The sequence below is a fragment of the Mycobacterium sp. NGS68 genome (assembly GCF_059812195.1).
Map to the genome: position 1 here is coordinate 59,164 of NZ_JCALCE010000011.1, position 14,022 is coordinate 73,185.

At 68.7% G+C, this 14,022-nt stretch carries 12 protein-coding genes and 2 riboswitches; of the genes, 9 read left to right on the top strand and 3 right to left on the bottom strand.

The window, feature by feature from the left end:
* Positions 1-36: 36 nt before the first annotated feature.
* The 8 genes from AC5Y5V_RS14185 to gcvP all read left to right on the top strand — a co-directional run bounded on the left by AC5Y5V_RS14185 (position 37) and on the right by gcvP (position 7,685).
* Positions 37-369 carry a small basic family protein gene (locus tag AC5Y5V_RS14185; protein ID WP_499936015.1) on the top strand — a complete coding sequence of 111 codons (333 nt, stop codon included), beginning with the start codon at positions 37-39 and terminating at the stop codon, positions 367-369.
* Complete coding sequence (locus AC5Y5V_RS14190) at positions 366-1,193, top strand: DUF881 domain-containing protein (protein WP_499936017.1); 828 nt, start codon at positions 366-368, stop codon at positions 1,191-1,193. The genes AC5Y5V_RS14185 and AC5Y5V_RS14190 overlap by 4 nt, the downstream gene beginning before the upstream one ends.
* Positions 1,194-1,220: 27 nt before the next feature.
* Entirely contained in the window at positions 1,221-1,619 is a 399-nt protein-coding gene (gcvH, locus tag AC5Y5V_RS14195) for a glycine cleavage system protein GcvH (protein WP_499936019.1), read from the top strand.
* 185 nt (positions 1,620-1,804) lie between these two features.
* On the top strand, positions 1,805-2,266 hold the full coding sequence (gene garA / locus AC5Y5V_RS14200) for a glycogen accumulation regulator GarA (RefSeq protein ID WP_499936021.1): 462 nt from the start codon (positions 1,805-1,807) through the stop codon (positions 2,264-2,266).
* A complete protein-coding gene (ftsR, locus tag AC5Y5V_RS14205) occupies positions 2,266-3,024 on the top strand; it encodes a transcriptional regulator FtsR (protein ID WP_499936023.1) in 759 nt (252 codons plus the stop codon). The genes garA and ftsR overlap by 1 nt, the downstream gene beginning before the upstream one ends.
* A gap of 119 nt (positions 3,025-3,143) precedes the next feature.
* Positions 3,144-3,638 carry a bifunctional nuclease family protein gene (locus tag AC5Y5V_RS14210; protein ID WP_499936025.1) on the top strand — a complete coding sequence of 165 codons (495 nt, stop codon included), beginning with the start codon at positions 3,144-3,146 and terminating at the stop codon, positions 3,636-3,638.
* 251 nt (positions 3,639-3,889) lie between these two features.
* A complete protein-coding gene (locus tag AC5Y5V_RS14215) occupies positions 3,890-4,516 on the top strand; it encodes a MerR family transcriptional regulator (RefSeq protein WP_499936027.1) in 627 nt (208 codons plus the stop codon).
* A gap of 103 nt (positions 4,517-4,619) precedes the next feature.
* Positions 4,620-4,717, top strand: a riboswitch (glycine riboswitch).
* Positions 4,718-4,835, top strand: a riboswitch (glycine riboswitch). It abuts the riboswitch before it with no gap.
* Positions 4,836-4,874: 39 nt separating this feature from the next.
* The gene (gcvP, locus tag AC5Y5V_RS14220) at positions 4,875-7,685 is read left to right on the top strand and encodes an aminomethyl-transferring glycine dehydrogenase (RefSeq protein WP_499936029.1); all 2,811 of its coding nucleotides are present in this window, start codon (positions 4,875-4,877) and stop codon (positions 7,683-7,685) included.
* Between the two features lie 18 nt (positions 7,686-7,703).
* On the opposite strand, the gene AC5Y5V_RS14225 is transcribed toward gcvP, so the two are convergent.
* The gene (locus AC5Y5V_RS14225) at positions 7,704-8,567 is read right to left on the bottom strand and encodes a haloalkane dehalogenase (protein ID WP_499936032.1); all 864 of its coding nucleotides are present in this window, start codon (positions 8,565-8,567) and stop codon (positions 7,704-7,706) included.
* A gap of 40 nt (positions 8,568-8,607) precedes the next feature.
* Between AC5Y5V_RS14225 and AC5Y5V_RS14230 the strand changes: the two genes are divergently transcribed.
* Positions 8,608-9,474 carry an alpha/beta fold hydrolase gene (locus tag AC5Y5V_RS14230; protein ID WP_499936034.1) on the top strand — a complete coding sequence of 289 codons (867 nt, stop codon included), beginning with the start codon at positions 8,608-8,610 and terminating at the stop codon, positions 9,472-9,474.
* A gap of 19 nt (positions 9,475-9,493) precedes the next feature.
* On the opposite strand, the gene AC5Y5V_RS14235 is transcribed toward AC5Y5V_RS14230, so the two are convergent.
* Positions 9,494-11,704: a substrate-binding domain-containing protein gene (locus AC5Y5V_RS14235; protein ID WP_499936036.1), complete on the bottom strand. Its 2,211-nt coding sequence runs from the start codon at positions 11,702-11,704 to the stop codon at positions 9,494-9,496.
* A gap of 68 nt (positions 11,705-11,772) precedes the next feature.
* Complete coding sequence (locus AC5Y5V_RS14240) at positions 11,773-13,974, bottom strand: malate synthase G (RefSeq protein ID WP_499936434.1); 2,202 nt, start codon at positions 13,972-13,974, stop codon at positions 11,773-11,775.
* Between the last annotated feature and the right edge of the window lie 48 nt (positions 13,975-14,022).

A 14,022-nucleotide genomic window follows, 5' to 3' on the forward strand; every position in this document is an offset into this window, starting at 1 on the left:
AGCCCTCGTGCCCGACGAGACGGGAATCCGGCCAGCATGATCGGTATTGCGGCGCTCGCGATCGGCATCGTGCTCGGCCTGATTTTCCATCCCGCCGTGCCCGAGGTCGTCCAGCCCTATCTGCCGATCGCGGTGGTCGCCGCCCTCGACGCGGTGTTCGGCGGCTTGCGGGCCTACCTCGAGCGGATCTTCGACCCGAAGGTCTTCGTGGTGTCGTTCGTGTTCAACGTCCTGGTGGCCGCGCTGATCGTCTACGTCGGCGACCAGCTGGGTGTGGGCACCCAGCTGTCCACCGCGATCATCGTGGTGCTGGGCATCCGGATCTTCGGCAACGCCGCCGCCCTGCGGCGCCGGCTGTTCGGGGCGTGACGCCGGTGAGTGAGCAACCTCCGGAACCTCCGGAAGCCACCGAACCCCCCGTCGAGCACGGGCGTCACGAACTGCCCGCGGACCGCCCGCGCCCCGAGATCGGGCGGGTGCGCCGGACCGGGCTGCGTGGCGGCCGCTCCCGCCTGGTGTTCGGCGCGCTGGCCGTCCTGTTATGCCTGATGCTGGGCATCGCGATCGTCACCCAGCTGCGCCAGACGAAGTCGGGTGACTCGCTGGACACCGCCCGTCCCGCGGATTTGCTGGTGCTGCTGGATTCGCTGCGGCAACGCGAGGCGACGCTGGAAACCGAGGTCACCGAACTGCAGGACACCCTGAACAAGATGAAGGCGTCCGGCAACACCGACCAGGCCGCCATCGAAAGCGCCCAGGCCCGGCTGGCGGCGCTGTCCATCCTGGTCGGCGCCGTCGGCGCGACCGGGCCCGGCGTCGTCGTCAAGATCGACGATTTCGGTCCTGGGGTGGCACCGGAAACCATGCTGGACGTCATCAACGAGTTGCGCGCGGCCGGTGCGGAGGCCATCCAGATCAACGATCCGCACCAATCGGTTCGCGTCGGCGTGGATACCTGGGTGGCGGGCAACCCCGGCTCGTTGACGATCGACGGCAAGGCGCTGTCGCCACCGTATTCGCTTCTGGCGATAGGCGATCCGCCGACGCTGGCCGCGGCGATGAACATCCCCGGCGGCGCCGAGGACAGCGTCAAGCGCGTCGGCGCCCGGATGAGCGTGCAGCAGTCCGACCGCGTCGAGGTGACCACCTTGCGGCAACCAAAACCCCGCCAATACGCTCAGCCCGTCAAGTGAGCCCAACCGAACAGAACAGGATTTTCCGTGACCGATATCCCGTCCGATCTGCACTACACCGCCGAACACGAGTGGGTTCGCCGTAGCGGGGACGACACCGTGCGGGTCGGCATCACCGACTTCGCGCAATCGGCTTTGGGCGATGTCGTTTTCGTGCAGCTGCCCGACGTCGGCGCCGAGGTGTCCGGGGGCGAGTCGTTCGGCGAGGTGGAGTCCACCAAGTCGGTCTCGGACCTGTATGCGCCACTGTCCGGCACCGTGACCGCGGTCAACACCGAGCTGGACGGCAGCCCGCAGCTGGTGAATTCCGATCCGTACGGCGACGGCTGGCTGCTGGATATTCAGGTGTCCGACGCGGCGGCTTTGGAGCCGGCGCTCGCGGCGCTGCTGGACGCAGAGGCCTACCGCGGCACACTGACCGAATGACGGTTGCTAATGTGCCAGCCAGCGCCGCGCGAAGATCTTGCGGTCGAGGGCCACATTGCCGATCGGTGCACGGTACGGTCGACACATTGATGTTTAGGGTTGTTCAGAAAATTTGAGCGGCATTTAGGTATCGAGAAGGCAGCATTCCGTCGGACAATGCCACAGCAGCCAGTAAGGAGCAGCGGGTGACAGACAACGACCAGACTTCTGACGAAGTCACCGTGGAGACGACTTCCGTCTTTCGGGCCGACTTCCTCAACGAACTGGACGCTCCCGCACAGTCGGGCTCTGAAAGCACCGTGTCGGGGGTCGAAGGCCTGCCGGCGGGTTCGGCGCTGCTGGTGGTCAAGCGGGGGCCCAACGCCGGGTCGCGCTTCCTGCTCGACCAGGCCATCACGTCCGCGGGGCGGCATCCCGACAGCGACATCTTCCTCGACGACGTCACGGTGAGCCGCCGGCACGCCGAATTCCGGCTGGACAGCAACGAATTCCAGGTCGTCGACGTCGGCAGCCTCAACGGCACCTACGTGAACCGCGAGCCGGTGGACTCTGCGGTCCTGGCCAACGGTGACGAGGTACAGATCGGCAAGTTCCGCTTGGTGTTCCTGACCGGACCCAAGGGCGACGACGGGGGAACCGGAGGCTAGTGAGCGCACCCGATAGCCCGGCGGTTGCCGGGATGTCGATCGGGGCGGTCCTAGACCTGCTACGGCCGGATTTCCCCGATGTCACCATCTCCAAAATCCGCTTTTTGGAGGCAGAGGGGCTGGTGACGCCGCAGCGCGCCGCGTCGGGTTATCGCCGGTTCACCGCGTACGACTGTGCGCGGCTCCGTTTCATTCTCACCGCGCAGCGCGATCACTACCTGCCGCTCAAAGTGATCCGGGCACAGCTGGACGCCCAGCCGGACGGCGAGCTGCCCTCGGCCGGATCGCCTTACGGCGTACCGCGATTGGTGTCGGTGGCCGACGGCAAGTCGGGGGGATCGGGCCCGGGCTCCGATCTCAAGGCCCTCAAGGCGGAGGCACCCACCCGGGTCCGGCTCAGCCGCGAAGACCTGCTGGAACGGTCGGGAGCGGACGCTGAGCTGTTGACGGCGCTGCTCAAGGCCGGAGTCATCACCACCGGGCAGGGCGGATTCTTCGACGAACATGCCGTCGTGATCCTGCAATGCGCGCGTGCGCTGTCCGAATACGGTGTGGAGCCACGGCATCTGCGCGCGTTCCGCTCGGCGGCCGACCGGCAGTCCGATCTGATCGCACAGATCGCCGGTCCGCTCGTCAAAGCGGGCAAGGCCGGCGCCCGCGACCGCGCCGACGAGCTGGCCCGCGAGGTCGCCGCGCTCGCCATCACATTGCATACATCGTTGATCAAGTCGGCGGTTCGCGACCTTCTTCACCGCTGAGGACTAGACTTCCTTCGACAGCTTGGTGTTCGGCGAAGACTGGTCTTGTCGGTGGCCGCTGACGACCAAGCATCGGGCTCTGAGTCGGACACGGCGGCATGTGCGGAGGGCAGACACAGATGGGTGAAGTTCGTGTTGTCGGCATTCGTGTCGAGCAGCCGCAGAACCAGCCGGTGCTGTTGCTGCGCGAGGCCAATGGCGACCGGTACCTGCCGATCTGGATCGGGCAGTCGGAGGCGGCCGCCATCGCACTCGAGCAGCAGGGGGTCGAGCCGCCCCGGCCGCTGACCCATGATCTGATCAGGGATCTCATTGCTGCGCTTGGACATTCGCTGAAGGAAGTGCGAATCGTCGACCTGCAGGAGGGCACCTTCTACGCGGACCTGATCTTCGATCGCAACATCACCGTGTCGGCCCGTCCGTCGGACTCGGTGGCGATCGCGTTGCGGGTCGGCGTGCCGATCTACGTCGAGGAGGCGGTGCTCGCCCAGGCCGGCCTGCTGATCCCCGACGAGAGCGACGAGGAGTCCGGCAGCGCCGTCCGCGAGGACGAGGTGGAGAAGTTCAAGGAATTTCTCGACAGCGTGTCTCCGGACGATTTCAAGGCCACCTGACCGGGTAACCAGACCCGTCGGGAACGTTACGGATCCGTCTCATCTGGTTTGGCTTTGTCGACACGCCTCGCGGATAAGCGGCCACCGGGCGCGACGACCGCCATACTTTTCCAGACACTGAAGATGATCTCGGGCCACGGCAGCCGGTGGAAAGCGTATGCTCACTAGCACTCGGGCCTGAGCGAATGTGGCTGCCGGGGGCAGCCAGTGACGCAGCTAGTACACGAGCGCGATCGGCGAGAGGAACCACCGTGAGCGAGCAGCCACGTCAAGGGCAGCTGGACCTTTCCGACCCCGCGAACGCGGCGGATGGCCGCAGCGTCACCGCGGCGGCCGCACCCGTCCAGCCCGGGCTGTTCCCCGACGACTCGGTTCCCGACGAGCTGGTGGGTTACCGGGGGCCGAGCGCCTGCCAGATCGCCGGCATCACGTACCGCCAGCTGGACTACTGGGCCCGTACCTCCCTGGTGGTGCCGTCGATCCGCAGCGCGGCGGGCTCCGGCAGCCAGCGGCTCTACTCGTTCAAGGACATCCTGGTTCTCAAGATCGTCAAGCGGCTGCTCGACACCGGCATCTCGCTGCACAACATCCGGGTCGCCGTCGACCATTTGCGCCAGCGCGGCGTCCAGGACCTGGCCAACATCACGCTGTTCTCCGACGGCACCAGCGTGTACGAGTGCACGTCCGCCGAGGAGGTCGTCGACCTGCTGCAGGGCGGCCAGGGCGTGTTCGGCATCGCCGTCTCCGGCGCCATGCGCGAGCTGACCGGCGTGATCGCCGACTTCCCCGGCGAGCGCGCCGACGGCGGCGAGTCGATCGCCGCGCCCGAGGACGAGCTGGCCTCGCGCCGCAAGCACCGCGACCGCAAGATCGGCTGACGCACTCCTTCCTGCCGGCGAGCGTGCGCAAATGTACGCCCGCGACGGCGTGTCGGTGTGCATCGGCGCGCGCTCGCGCAGGGCAGTAGACTGGACCTCGCGTCGCACTTGCGCGGGAGAGTTCCGTGATCGCCAGTCATGGACGCCGAAGGAGCAATACCTCTCCGTCAACCTCTCAGGCCCCAGGACCGCGTAGGACAACGACGCCTCTGGAAAGCGGTGACGGTCCAGCGACCTTCGCCCGCCGATGGGGAAAGGCGCCGGCCAGCGGCACCGAATCTCTCAGGCGCCCGGTGAACGGGTGAAGACAGAGGGAGAGGGCCGCTCATTCGTCCTCTCTTGCTGTCAGGAGTTCGCCATGTCGTTCGCAGACCGGCACATCGGTCCCGACCACCAGGCCGTCGAGGCCATGCTCACCGTCATCGGGGTCGACTCGCTCGACGAGCTGGCCGCCAAGGCGGTCCCGTCGGGCATCCTCGACAAGCTCACCGACGGGGTCGCACCGGGGCTGGACGCGCTGCCGCCGCCCGCCAGCGAGACCGAGGCGCTGGCCGAGCTGCACGCGCTGGCCGACACCAACACCGTGGCCGTGTCGATGATCGGGCAGGGCTACTACGACACGCTCACGCCCCCGGTGCTGCTGCGCAACATCCTGGAGAACCCGGCCTGGTACACGGCGTACACGCCGTATCAGCCCGAGATCAGCCAGGGCCGGCTGGAGGCGCTGCTGAACTTCCAGACCATGGTCAGCGACCTGACCGGCCTGGAAATCGCCAACGCGTCGATGCTCGACGAGGGCACCGCAGCGGCCGAGGCGATGACCCTGATGCATCGCGCCGCGCGCGGCGGCGCGAACCGGCTGGCCGTAGACAGCGACCTGTTCCCCCAGACCGCGGCGGTGCTGGCCACCCGCGCCAAGCCGCTGGGGATCGAGATCGTCACCGCCGACCTGCGTGACGGCCTGCCCGACGGTGAATTTTTCGGCGTCGTCACGCAACTGCCCGGCGCCAGCGGACGCATCACCGACTGGTCCGCCCTGGTGGCGCAGGCCCATGATCGCGGCGCCCTGATCGCGATCGGCGCCGACCTGCTGGCGCTGACGCTGATCGCCCCGCCGGGCGAGATCGGCGCCGACGCCGCGTTCGGCACCACGCAGCGCTTCGGCGTGCCAATGGGATTCGGCGGCCCGCATGCCGGCTACCTGGCCGTGCACACCAAACACGCCCGCCAGCTGCCGGGCCGCCTGGTCGGGGTCTCCAAAGACGTGGATGGCAGCGACGCCTACCGCCTGGCGCTGCAGACCCGCGAGCAGCACATTCGCCGCGACAAGGCCACCAGCAACATCTGCACCGCACAGGTACTGCTGGCGGTGATGGCCGCGATGTACGCCAGCTACCACGGCGCCGAGGGGTTGACCGCGATAGCCCGCCGGGTGCACGCCCAGGCCGAGGCCATTGCGGCCGGCCTCGGCGATGCGCTGGTGCACGACGCCTTCTTCGACACCGTGCTCGCCCGGGTCCCGGAGCGGGCCGACGAGGTGGTGGCCGCGGCCAAGGCCAACGGCATCAACCTGTGGCGCGTCGACGCCGACCACGTGTCCGTCGCGTGCGACGAGGCCACCACCGACGCCCACGTCGCGGCCGTACTGGACGCCTTCGGGGTGGTGGCTGGTGCGTCGGCCGGCATCGAGATCGCGGTGCGCACGTCGGAGTTCCTGACGCATCCCGCCTTCACGCAGTACCGCACCGAGACGGCGATGATGCGCTACCTGCGGACGCTGGCGGACAAGGACATCGCCTTGGACCGCAGCATGATCCCGCTGGGATCGTGCACCATGAAGCTCAACGCCGCGGCCGAGATGGAGCCGATCACCTGGCCGGAATTCGCGCGTCAGCATCCGTTCGCGCCGGCCTCCGACACCCCGGGACTGCGCCGCCTGATCGCCGACCTGGAGAGCTGGCTGGTGGCGATCACCGGCTACGACGCCGTGTCTTTGCAGCCCAACGCGGGCTCACAGGGCGAGTACGCGGGCCTGCTGGCGATCCACGACTACCACGCCAGCCGCGGCGAACCGCACCGCGACATCTGCCTGATCCCGTCCAGCGCGCACGGCACCAACGCGGCGTCGGCGGCGCTGGCGGGCATGCGGGTGGTGGTCGTCGGCTGTCATGACAACGGCGACGTCGACCTGGACGATCTGCGCGCCAAGGTCGGCGAGCACGCCGAGCGGCTCTCGACGCTGATGATCACCTACCCGTCCACGCACGGCGTGTACGAGCACGACATCGCCGACATCTGCGCGGCCGTGCACGACGCGGGCGGCCAGGTGTACGTCGACGGCGCCAACCTCAACGCCCTGGTGGGCCTGGCCCGACCGGGCAAGTTCGGCGGCGACGTCAGCCACCTGAACCTGCACAAGACGTTCTGCATTCCGCACGGCGGCGGCGGCCCGGGCGTCGGGCCGGTGGCGGTGCGTTCGCACCTGACGCCGTTCCTGCCGGGCCACCCCTATGCGCCCGAACTGCCGGCGGGACATCCGGTGTCGTCGGCCCCCTACGGTTCGGCCTCGATCCTGCCGATCAGCTGGGCCTACATCCGGATGATGGGCGCCGGCGGCCTGCGGGCGGCGACGCTGACCGCCATCGCGTCGGCCAACTACATCGCCCGCCGCCTCGACGAGTACTTCCCGGTGCTCTACACGGGCGAGAACGGCATGGTCGCCCACGAGTGCATCCTGGACCTGCGCGGTATCACCAAGGCGACCGGCGTGACCGTCGACGATGTCGCAAAGCGTCTGGCGGACTACGGCTTTCACGCTCCGACGATGAGTTTCCCGGTGGCCGGCACGCTGATGGTGGAGCCCACCGAGAGCGAGAGCCTGACCGAGGTGGACGCCTTCTGCGACGCCATGATCGCCATCCGCGGCGAGATCGACCGCGTGGGCGCGGGGGAGTGGCCGGTGGACGACAACCCGCTGCGCGGGGCGCCGCACACCGCCGAGTGCCTGCTGGTCACCGAGTGGGATCACCCGTACACGCGTGAACAGGCCGCGTATCCGCTGGGCGCGGGCTTCCGGCCGAAGGTGTGGCCGCCGGTGCGCCGCATCGACGGCGCCTACGGCGACCGCAACCTGGTCTGCTCGTGCCCGCCGGTAGAGGCGTTCGCGTAGCGGCGACCGGATCATGCCCTACCGGCCGAAACGGTCGGCGATGGCCGCGGCGATCTCGTCGGGCGCGTCCTCCTGGATGAAGTGGTTGGCTTGCGGCAGCTCGACGAGGACGTGGTCGGGGAACGCCTTCCGCATCCTCGGCAGCGAAGGGCCGGGGCGAAAGGCGAAGTCCTTCATGCCCCAGACGAATAGCGCAGGCTTGCCGCCGAGCTTCTCCGGCACCTCTTGGGCCAGCCGCGCCAGCAGGGGCTCCGCAGCCAGGATCTGTTTGGGCAGCTCGGCGACGCCCCGGCGCGCCTCGGCGTTGGGCTGCACCGCTCGGTAGTGCTCCATGACCACCGGGCCGAGCCGCCGCGTCGTCGCCGACGGCATCAAGCGGTTGACGAAGAAATTGCGCTGTAGGATCGCGTACTGCATTGGGGGAGTGGACATCACGCGGCTGAAGAGCTTGGTCGTCAGGACGTCCGTGGGCCAGAACCAGGTGTTGCCGAGCACGACGCCGCGCACCCGGTCGGCGCGATCCACGCCGACGGCCATGCTGATCGGCCCGCCCCAGTCCTGGCCCATGCTGACGTAGCCGTCGAGGCCGAGGTGGTCGACGAACTCGCCGACCACCCGGGCGTGCTGGTCGACCTTATAGCCGAACCCCGACGGGCGATCCGACAGCCCGAAACCGAGATAGTCCGGAGCGATGCAACGGAACCGGTCTCGCAGCGCGACGATGATGTCGCGGTACAGGAAGCTCCAGGTCGGGTTGCCGTGGCAGAGCAGCAGGGGCGGGCCGTCACCCTCGTCGACGTAGTGGATGCGCCCCTGCGAGCTGTCGAACCAGCGAGACTCGAACGGGTACAGCCGGGGATCGGGCGTGAAATCGATTCGCATTGCTCTCCTCTGATCGCGCTGTCGATGGTATGCCCGATGTGTGACATCACTGAGCGCCCACGAGTGGCGCGACCAAGGCCGCTGGATTGCGACGGACGCCGGGCGGGTGTTCGTCCGCTCGCAATCGGGCGACTCGCCGACTGTCCTACTGCTGCACGGCTTTCCGTCGAGTTCGTTCGACTTTCGCGGCGTGCTGCCGCACCTCGCCGGCCGGGCCTGGGTGACGCTGGACTTTCTCGGCTACGGCCTGTCCGACAAGCCGCGACCGCATCGGTACAGCCTGCTGGAGCAGGCCGACCTGGTGCAGGCGGTGGTCGCCGAGGTGGGCGCCGGCCCGGTGGTGGCGCTCGCCCACGACATGGGCACCTCGGTGACCACCGAGCTGCTGGCCCGCGACCTCGACGGCCGGCTGCCGTTCGAGCTGCAACGGGCGGTGCTCAGCAACGGCAGCGTGATCCTGGACCGGGCCAGCCTGCGGCCGATCCAGCAGGTGCTGCGCGGCCCGCTGGGTCCCGTCGCGGCCCGGCTGGTCAATCGGCGCGGTTTCCAGCGCGGTTTCGGCCGGCTGTTCTCGTCCGACCATCCGCTGTCGGCGGACGAGGCCGACGCGCAGTGGGAGTTGTTGTGCTACAACGACGGCCACCGCATCGCGCACCTGCTGATCAGCTACCTCGACGAGCGGGTGCGCTACGCGCAACGCTGGCACGGCGCGGTGCGCGACTGGCCCAAGCCGCTGGGGTTCGTGTGGGGCCTCGGCGACCCGGTGGCCACCACCAACGTGCTCGACGGGCTGCGCGAACTGCGCCCCGCCGCGCCGGTGGTGGAGCTGCCCGGTCTGGGGCACTACCCGCAGGTCGAGGACCCCAAGGCCTACGCCGACGCCGCGCTGTCGCTGCTGGTCGAATAGGCCCCGCGCGCAGACAGGGTTAGCTGAGGAACGTGTTCACCGCGGCGGCCAGGTCGGGGGAGGCCGACGTGGCCAGGTTGCGGTAGCTGCCGCCGCTGAGCTGGGCCACCGCCTCCCACGTCGCCCGGTCCGGGTCGCCGCCGAAGTCGATGACGTTGACCGCGATCGGCTTGGCTTTGTCGGTCGCCCCGCGGATGAACTCCTGCAGCCCCGGCCCGTCGAGGGTCTGGTCGGTGTGCGGCCCAGCGGTGATCACCAGTATCGAATTCGTCTGGCCGGCACGGTAACCCGCGAGCATCTCCTGATAGATCATCCGCAGCGTGGTGAACGACACCGCGCCGCCGTTGGACGAATACTGCTTGTCCAGGGCGGCTGTGAGCGCCGCCGAGCGGGGTTGGCCGTTGACCTGGTCGGCGAGCGGTCCCGCGGCCACCTCGGACCGGCCCTCGTGACCGTCGAAAGTCCACAGGCCCACGATCGAACTCGGCGGCATCGCCTTGATCCTGTCGCTGAGCGCCGCCACCACGTTGGCCAGCCGCGTTTTTCCGGCGTCGTCGTTGGGCAGCGACTGGTCGAGCATGATGGTCGCCGCCACCGCGGCCGACGGCGAACTCAGCGCGTTGGCCAGGTTCGCGCGGGTGGCATCGTCGCCCACCGCCAGCGCCGCGGGCAGGTTGGGGAAGCTGGTGACCGGGCTGCTCGGGGGTTTGACGTTGTTGACGCGAAACCCCGCCTTCGCCAGCTTGGACAGCTGTTCGGGCTTCTGCATGAACCGGGCGAACGCGCTGGCGGCCTCGGTCTGTTCGCGCGACAGCCATGAGCCGCTGAGCAGCACGGTGGGATAGTCGGCCAGCGCCACCGGACCGGGCGGCAGCCACGCCGCCAACTTGTTCTTGGCGTCCGACAGCGACTGGCCACGCGCGAACACCTGCTGTTCGGTGGTGATCACGGCATGCACCGGCGCGCCCGCCGCGTCACCCGAGTTGAGCAGCGCGTTCATCGCCTCACCGAGGGAGGCGTCCGACAGCTTCGGTTGCGCGCCGATCAGGGTGCGCACGGCGCCGGTGCCCTGGGTGGGCGGGGCGCCCGCGGGCACCGATGCGGCGGCCACCGCCTCCCCGGCCAGCAGCGTGGCGTCGCCGTTACCGCCGCTGGGCAGGGCAAGTTTCAGCGATCCCCAGGTCGGCATGTTCACGCCGGCCAGCGAGTTCGGGTTGGTCTGCAGGCCGGGCAGCGCGGCCCAGTTCTGATTGCCGAGGGCCTTCTGCAGTTCGGGTCGGACCGCGAGCAGCACCGGCGAGGTCACCAGGGAACGGCTGTCGCTGACGATCTTCTGCCCGGACGCCGCGACGAGTCGGGCCGCCGAGATCGAGCTGCCCGGAATCCATAGCGCCGGCTGACCGCCCAGGTTCGACGGCCACTTGCCGGCGAAGCCGCTGAGCACCGTGTCGGAGTCAGCGGGCTTGACGCTCACCGACATGCAGTGGTCGCCGACCGGCCCCGCCGTCGAGTTGTAGTTGTCGGCCAACTCCCGCACCTGATCGGCGATCGTCGGGTCGGCGATGACGGCGACCGTCTCCTTGCCGCCCACGCAGCGGGCCGCCGCGCTGTGCGAGCGGTGCGACAGCGCGTCGCCGACAAAGTTCCACAGGATCCACACGCCCACCACCGCGACGACCGCGACGAGCGCCACGATCACCCCGATGCTGACGCCCCGCCTGCCGCCTGCGCTGCGGTGGCCGCCACGCCACTCGCCGGCTTCCCGGTGGCCCGCGGTGTACAGCGGCGGCGGGGGCTGCGCGGGCGGCGGCGGGGTCAGCGTCGGCGGACCGGCCTGTCGCGGCGGAAAGTCCGGATACTCGTCGGCCGCGGCGGGTGCCACGTCGTCTCCACCGGGGTAGGCCTCCTCGGTGTAGGCCTCCTCGGTATAGGCCTCGGCGGCCGCCGGACGCGTCTCCCAGACCAGGGGCTGATCCTCGTCCGCGTCGTCGTAGTCGTCGGACCACACGTCGTCGTCGAACGTCGTCTCATGCGGCTCGGTCGCCGACGGCTCCGCCGTCTGGCCGCTGTGCCGACCCGCGGCCACCTCATCGGCGTCGTCTGGGCCGTCCATACCTCCCAGGTCGTCGTAGCGCTCGTAGTCGTCCCGGTACGGATCGTCGCCGAAAGACCCCTCCGACGGCTCGTCGGCGGCATCTTCCGGGTCGTCCGGCAAGCTGTGCCTACCCATACCGGTGTACGCGTCCCTTCGGTCGAGGCCGTCTCATACGTGCAGTGTCTCCGCTGGTCAGGCGGAAATCACGCACCGGCGCGTGCCTTGAATTCCCGACGACGGCGATGCAGGATCGGCTCGGTGTAACCGTTGGGCTGTTGCCCGCCTTCCAGAATCAGCTCCTGAGCGGCCAGGAAGGCGATGCTGTCGTCGAAATTCGGCGCCATCGGCAGATAGGCCGAGTCACCGGTGTTCTGCTCGTCCACCAGCGGGGCCATCCGCTCCAGGCTGGCCCGGACGTCCTCGGCGGTGATCACGCCGTGACGCAGCCAGTTGGCCAGCAGCTGGCTCGAGATCCGCAGCGTGGCGCGGTCCTCCATGAGCGCCACGTTGTGGATGTCGGGCACCTTGGAGCAGCCGACGCCCTGGTCGATCCAGCGCACCACGTAGCCGAGGATGGACTGACAGTTGTTGTCCACCTCCTCGCGGATCTCCTCCGGCGCCCAGGCCAGCTCCTTGGCCAGCGGAACCGTCAGCAGCTCGTCGATGGTGGTTCGGGTCTTGCCCTCGAGCTCCTTCTGCACCGCAAACACGTCCACCTGGTGGTAGTGCATCGCGTGCAGCGTGGCCGCCGTCGGCGACGGCACCCAGGCGGTGGTGGCACCGGCCTTGGGCTGGCCGATCTTCTGCTCGACCATGTCGGCCATCAGCTCGGTCATCGCCCACATGCCCTTGCCGATCTGCGCCTTTCCGGCGAAGCCCGCGGCCAGGCCGGTGTCGACGTTGGCATCTTCGTAGGCCTTGATCCACGTGGTGCTCTTCATCGCACCCTTGCGGATCATCGGGCCGGCCTCCATCGAGGTGTGGATCTCGTCGCCGGTGCGGTCCAGGAATCCGGTGTTGATGAACACCACCCGGTCGGCGGCGGCCTTGATGCACGCCTTCAGGTTGACCGTGGTGCGACGCTCCTCGTCCATGATGCCGACCTTGAGGGTGGCCTGCGGCAGGCCCAGGACGTCCTCGACGCGGCTGAACAGCTCGCAGGTGAACGCGACCTCTTCGGGCCCGTGCATCTTGGGCTTCACGATGTAGACCGAGCCGGTGCGGCTGTTCACCAGCGGACCGTTGTCGTCGCCGGCCTTGAGCCCGTGGATGGCCGTCAGGCCGGTGAACAGCGCGTCCTGGATGCCCTCCGGAAGCTCGTTTCCTTCGCTGTCCACGATCGCGTCGTTGGTCATCAGGTGCCCGACGTTGCGGACGAACAGCAGGCTGCGGCCGGGCAGCGTCAGCTCCCCGGAGCCGTCGGGGGTGGTGTAGGTGCGGTCGGGATTGAGCGTGCGGGTGAACGTCTCGCCGCCCTTGGCGACCTCTTCGGCCAGGTCACCCCGGTTCAGGCCCAGCCAGTTGCGGTAGCCGAGCACCTTGTCGTCGGCGTCCACCGCGGCCACCGAGTCCTCGAAGTCCATGATCGTGGTGATCGCGGACTCCAGGATCACGTCCTTGATGCCGGCCGCGTCGGTCTTGCCGATCGGCGACTCCGGGTCGATCTGGATCTCGATGTGCAGGCCGTTGTTCACCAGCAGCACCGACCAGCTGGGGGCGCCGAGCTCGCCGGAGTACCCGACGAACTTCTCCGGGTCGGCCAGGCCGGTCGACTCTGTGCCGGCGTCACCGCCAAGCTCGACCTTCAGCTGCCCGTCGACGATGCTCAAACCGGTCGCGTCGGTCCAGGAGCCCGACGCCAGCGGAGTGGCCTGGTCGAGGAAGTTGCGCGCGTAGGCGATCACCTTGTCGCCGCGGACCTTGTTGTAGCCGGAGCCCTTCTCCGCACCGTCGTCCTCGGGAATGACGTCGGTGCCGTAGAGCGCGTCGTAGAGGGAGCCCCAGCGGGCGTTGGCGGCGTTCAGCGCGAACCGCGCGTTGAGCACAGGCACCACCAGCTGCGGGCCGGCCGTGGTGGTGATCTCGTCGTCGACGCCGGACGTGGTGATCGTGAAGTCGTCCGGTTCGGGCTGCAGGTAACCGATCTCGGTGAGGAATTCGCGGTAGGCCGCTTGGTCCAGCGGCGCGATGACCCGCTGCTTGTGCCAGCGGTCGATCTGGGCCTGCAACTCGTCGCGGCGGTTCAGCAAATCCTGGTTCTGCGGGGTGAGGTCGGTGACGACCTTGTCGACGCCGGCCCAGAAGCTGTCCGGATCGATGCCGGTGCCGGGCAGGGCCTCGTTGTTCACGAAATCGTAGAGCACCCGGGCGACGCGCAAGTTGCCCGTGGTGACACGATCAGCCACGCGTTCAGTCATGGTTCTCCTCCATAAAAGCCCTGCTGGTGTTCCAAC